The organism is Natronomonas sp. (assembly GCF_028274965.1).
Classification (GTDB): Archaea; Halobacteriota; Halobacteria; order Halobacteriales; family Haloarculaceae; genus Natronomonas.
On record NZ_JAQCNO010000025.1, the window covers coordinates 1 to 3,807 of the forward strand.

At 68.8% G+C, this 3,807-nt stretch carries 5 protein-coding genes; 1 reads left to right on the forward strand and 4 read right to left on the reverse strand.

From position 1 onward, the window contains the following. From Q0916_RS04115 to phnG, 4 genes are all read right to left on the reverse strand, one after another. A partial coding sequence (locus Q0916_RS04115; protein WP_299234778.1) for an alpha-D-ribose 1-methylphosphonate 5-phosphate C-P-lyase PhnJ occupies positions 1–788 on the reverse strand: 788 nt, incomplete at its 3' end. Beyond that, the gene (locus Q0916_RS04120; RefSeq protein WP_299234781.1) at positions 781–1,959 is read right to left on the reverse strand and encodes a carbon-phosphorus lyase complex subunit PhnI; all 1,179 of its coding nucleotides are present in this window, start codon (positions 1,957–1,959) and stop codon (positions 781–783) included. The genes Q0916_RS04120 and Q0916_RS04115, both read right to left, overlap by 8 nt. Further along, the gene (gene phnH / locus Q0916_RS04125; protein WP_299234784.1) at positions 1,960–2,502 is read right to left on the reverse strand and encodes a phosphonate C-P lyase system protein PhnH; all 543 of its coding nucleotides are present in this window, start codon (positions 2,500–2,502) and stop codon (positions 1,960–1,962) included. It abuts the gene before it with no gap. Continuing rightward, on the reverse strand, positions 2,499–2,942 hold the full coding sequence (gene phnG / locus Q0916_RS04130) for a phosphonate C-P lyase system protein PhnG (protein ID WP_299234786.1): 444 nt from the start codon (positions 2,940–2,942) through the stop codon (positions 2,499–2,501). The genes phnH and phnG overlap by 4 nt, the downstream gene beginning before the upstream one ends. 226 nt (positions 2,943–3,168) lie before the next feature. Here phnG and Q0916_RS04135 point away from each other — a divergent pair. Further along, positions 3,169–3,807: PhnD/SsuA/transferrin family substrate-binding protein (locus Q0916_RS04135; protein ID WP_299234788.1), on the forward strand; the 639-nt coding region annotated here is incomplete at its 3' end.

A 3,807-nucleotide genomic window follows, 5' to 3' on the forward strand; every position in this document is an offset into this window, starting at 1 on the left:
TCTCCCGGGAACCGCTCGACGGTGAACTCGCGGTCCTCGAAGGCGAGCGGCTCGACCGACGTGTGCGGCGGCACCGCGTACAGCCGCGCCTCCCGGCCGGCGGCCAGGATCGTCAGGTGATCGGCGTCGTCGAGTTTCGGCACGTCCCAGCGGGGGATCGGCGAGGGGTCCATGAGGTACCGCCCCGCGACCATCGTCGGATAGCGGGAGGCGATCTCGATCTCGCCGTGCTCGACGACGTTCTCGTAGAGGTGGACCCACATCTTCCCGTAGTTCCGGTGGGCGTGCCGGCGGCGGTTGGCCGCGTCCGAGGGGTCGACCTTCCGGAGCGGGTCGGTGATCGGAACCTGCAACACGAGCCGCTGGGAGGCCGTGAGTACCTCCTCGGGAACGCGGTGGCGGCTCTGGATCAGGTCCGCCGCCGTCGTGTCGGTCGTCGTCGTCACCTCGGCGGTGTCCTCGGCGAGGCGGCGGATGTTCGCGGCGTTGACGCTCTCGTCGGCGCCCTGATCGATCACCTTGAACGCGTCCGTCGGCCCGAGGATCGACAGCGATGCCTGGATCCCGCCGGTTCCCCAGCCCCGCGCCAGCGGCATCGGTCGCGACGCGTAGGGCACCTGGTGGCCGGGGATGGCGACGGCTTTCAACAGCGAGCGTCTGAGTTCCCGCTTCGTGTGCTCGTCGAGGTACGCGTAGTTGTACCCCGACAGGCCGTCGGTCTCGAGTTCCTCGATGGCCGCCGCCACCGACTCGGTCGTGACGGGCGTCCCCGAGTTCTCCTCAGTCATCGTCGTCGGCCTCCCCGAGAGCCCCGTCACGGGGCTCGCGTCGGCTTTCGTTTTCGGTTCCGTCTTTGTTCTCGCTCCCGCGTTCGCTCTCGTGGCCGTCCGGCGGCGTCTCTGCGGGTGTCTCCGAGCGCTCCCGGATGGATCGGATCCGATCGAGGATCGACTGGAACGTGACGTAGTGCGGGAGTTTGAGGTGCTCGATGAACCCGAAGGAGTCCATGCCGTCGATCGTGTCGAGGACGAACTCGGGGTCCTCCGCCGGCTCCGTCTCGCCGTCGAGTTGGATCGAGGCGTCGAGCACCGTCATCCCGATGGCCTTCCGTTCGTTGCGGCCGAACGTCAGCCCGTAGCCGAAGGCGAACTGCGGGTCCTCGCGCTTCTCGTACACCGGGACGACGGCCTCCGATTCGGTCACGCCGACGCGGGTGACGGTCACCTCCTCGCCGGTGTAGGGGTGTTCGATCCGGACGGGGAGTCGGCCGACGCGCACCTCCGCCAGCGTCGGGTGGACCCGTCCGTACCCGCGAAGCGCCGAGTAGCCGAGCGCCGTCACCGCGCCGGTCTCACCGCGGGCCAACTCCTGGAGCACCTCGTCGCGCCCCGGCGGGTGCGTGACCGACCGCCGGGTGGTGTCCGAGGGGGCGGCGACCTCGGGGGCCTCGGGATCCTCCAAGAGCCCCTCCTCGCGGAGGAGTTCGACGACGTTCGTCAGCCGTTCGGGATCGCCCTCATCATCGAGGTCCCACCCGGCGGTCGGGTCCTCGGCGTTGATCCCGTCGAAGTCCAACAGCCGCTGGGTGTAGTCCTTCGTCGCGCCGAGTATCTGCCCGCCGGGGACATCCTTGAACGCCGGGGAGACGCGCCGCGTCGCGATCATCTCGCCCGGATCGACGGCGGCCGTCTCCTCGAATCGCTCAAGCGTCGAGCGGTACGCCCGGAGCAGAAAGGCGGCTTCGACGGTGTCGCCTTGGGCCTGCGCGACCGCCAACGCGGCGAGTCGGGGCGCGTAGAGGCCGCCTTCGCCCATCGCCTGATCGGTCAGGCGGCCGAGTTGCTCGTCGAGTTGATCGGTCTCGAGGGCCTCGGAGTCCCCGCCGACGCGCCGTTTCTCGAACAGCTGTTCGGCCCGCTCGATTATCTCCTCGCCGGCGGTGACCGCGACGTAGCCCATCTACGCCACCTCCATCGTCGCGGACCGCGGAACGGCCGCGAGGCGGTCCTCCGAGGCGAAGACGGCGTCGATGCCCCGCGGGTACGCCGATTGGGCCTCCGCAAGCGTCGACAGCGCCGAGGCGGGAAGCGACACGGACAGCGCGGTCGTCTCGTCGACGCCGGGCCCCGACAGCGTCACCGTCGTGCCGTCGGAGACGTCGGCGAGCGCCTCAACGCGGTAGACGACGGTCGCCCCGTTGGCGGGTTCGATCAGCGACCCCCGCTTGCACGCCCCGACATCCGTCTCCGCGTGCTCGCGTACGTGAACGATGTCAGCGTCGGCCGGATCGGCCGGATCGAGCCGGCCCTGTCCCGAGAGCGCGTCTAAGACGGCGTCGTCGTCGGTCGAGACCGTTATCTCGTGGTCCACGAGCGTTGCGAGCACGGCGTGGTCGGCGGGCGCCGGGACCGTCCGAACCGTTCCGGGGCGGCTCATCGCCTCGAGCAGCCCATCGAACGTCCGGCGCGTGTCGTGGACCGGATCGATGCCGAGAGCCCTCACTCGCGGCCCTCCATCGTCTCGAAGGTCACGGCGGTGTGTTTGCTCTCGGCCCACTCGTTTCGGCGCCGCTCGCGCGTTTCGGCCTCGGTCTCCGCTAGGGCCTCGACGACGTCCGGCGTCAGGTCGTGCCCGGCGGCCACGGCGGCGTCGACGATCGCCCCCGAGAGCGCGGCGCGCTCGGACTTGCCGGGGATCATCGCGAACCCGCGGGCGTCGCCAAGCTCCACCTCGGCGGGGGTGACGAGCACCTCCCCGAGGTTGAACGGTCGGCGCTCGACCGGCTCCTCGACGCGCTGCATCAACAGCTGTGGCTTCGGCTCCTGGCGGACCGACAGCGCGGGGTCGTCCTCGAGGACCCCGTTTGCGAGCCCGACGAGCGTCGCCGGCTCGCAGGCGGCGATCAACTCGAACCGGTCGGACCGATCGTGTGGATCACTCATGCGTCCGTCTCGAGGACCCCTCAAGGACCGTATAAGCGTTCGCTCGGTACTCTATGTGTCTCGCCCGTCGTTGGGGCTGTGGTCACCCCCAACCGGACGGCGTCTGTACCGGTACGGACGCTGTCGTCGGGGAGCGGGCTCCGGTCGCGCCGAGGGCGGGGCGATACGAACGCTTCGGACTCTCCCCACTCAACCGTTATGTGACCCGTTTTGCACCGATGAGGTGATGTCAGACGGCTCCGACAGCAGCGACGACAGCGCATCGAGACCGAACGACGACAGAGAGACAGGGTCCGCGTCCGTGTCCGTCCGTCGACGCGGGTTCATCACGAGCGGTGCGGCGACCGCCGCGGCGGTGAGTCTCGCCGGGTGCGGCGGCGTCATCGGCGGCACGCAGGACGAACGCGTCGTGACGATGCTTCTGACGCCGGGGACGCCGTCGGACGCCCGCCGCCGGTACAAACCGGTACAGAACCTGCTCAACGCCGAGATCGACAGCGCCGACTTCGAGATGGAAGTTCCGACGGACTACTCAGCGATTCTCCCGGCCTTGGAGAGCGAGCAGGCCGAAATCGGCATGGACGACGTGACGGTGCTGGCGAACCCGGATAAAATGGATATCTACGGGTCGACGGTGACCGGTGGCTCGGCGTTCTACTTTTCGATGATGCTCGTCCAGCCGGACTCCGACATCGACGAACGAACCGACGTCGAGGGCAAGACGTGGGCCTTCGCAGACCGACTCTCGACCAGTGGATCGATCTTCGCACTGTACACGCTTCAGGAGGCTGGACTCGATATCGGTGGCGCACCGAAGGAGGATCCGGTCGATTTCGAGGGGAGTTGGACAGACCACAACCAGGCG